1 protein-coding gene is annotated in these 1,166 nt (G+C 57.6%); it reads right to left on the bottom strand.

What is annotated here, in order from left to right:
• Positions 1-1,132: transcription termination factor NusA (gene nusA / locus ACIOVB_RS27835; RefSeq protein ID WP_401272315.1), on the bottom strand; the 1,132-nt coding region annotated here is incomplete at its 3' end.
• Between the last annotated feature and the right edge of the window lie 34 nt (positions 1,133-1,166).

The following is a 1,166-nucleotide window of genomic DNA, read 5'->3' on the forward strand; positions in this document are numbered from 1 at the left end:
CATCTACCAGCACCTGTGCCAGATCTTCGTCGACTTCCAGCTCGTCGATGAAGTTGCGCAGGATGTCGCCGGTTTCTGCTTGCTGCTTAGCCTGGATGTCCGATTCGGTCATCACGTTCAGGGTCCAGCCAGTCAACTGGCTTGCCAGACGCACGTTCTGACCACCACGACCGATGGCCTGAGCCAGATTGTCTGCGCCAACGGCGATGTCCATGGCGTGGGCATCTTCGTCAACGATAATTGCCGCAACCTCGGCCGGGGACATGGCGTTGATTACGAACTGAGCCGGGTTGTCGTCCCACAGGACGATATCAACACGCTCACCGCCCAACTCACCCGACACTGCCTGGACGCGCGAACCGCGCATACCGATGCAAGCGCCCTGCGGGTCAATGCGTTTGTCCTTCGAGCGAACGGCGATCTTGGCGCGCGAACCCGGATCACGGGACGCAGCCATTACTTCGATCAGGCCTTCGGCAATTTCCGGCACTTCGATGCGGAACAGCTCGATCAGCATTTCCGGCGCGGTACGCGACAGGATCAGCTGCGGGCCGCGGTTCTCAGTGCGGATTTCCTTGAGCAGCGCACGCAGACGCACGCCGACACGGAAGGTTTCGCGAGAGATGATGTCTTCACGGGCCAGCAACGCTTCAGCGTTATTGCCCAGATCGACGATCACGTTGTCGCGGGTCACTTTCTTCACGGTGCCGGAGATGATTTCTCCCAGGCGCTCGCGATAGGCGTCAACCACTTGAGCGCGCTCGGCTTCACGCACTTTCTGCACGATGACTTGCTTGGCAGTCTGCGCAGCAATGCGGCCGAACTCGATAGAATCGATTTTTTCTTCAACGACGTCGCCAACCTTGGCACCAGGATGCGTTTCGGCAACCTTGGTTGGCCAGGTTTCGATAGCCGGATCGTCGAGATCATTCTCTTCGACGACCGTCCAGCGACGGAAAGTTTCGTAAGAACCGGTGTGGCGGTTAATTTCCACACGCAGGTCAACTTCGTCTTCAAAACGCTTTTTGGTAGCAGTGGCCAGGGCCAACTCCAGCGCTTCAAAAATTACGCTTGCCGGTACGCCCTTTTCATTGGATACCGACTCAACAACCAGCAGTACTTCTTTGCTCATCGTACGCCTCGCCTTTCGCAAGCCATTGGATCCG

Origin of the sequence: Pseudomonas sp. NPDC087639, assembly GCF_044743385.1 — a bacterium.
In the GTDB taxonomy this organism is placed as follows: domain Bacteria; phylum Pseudomonadota; class Gammaproteobacteria; order Pseudomonadales; family Pseudomonadaceae; genus Aquipseudomonas.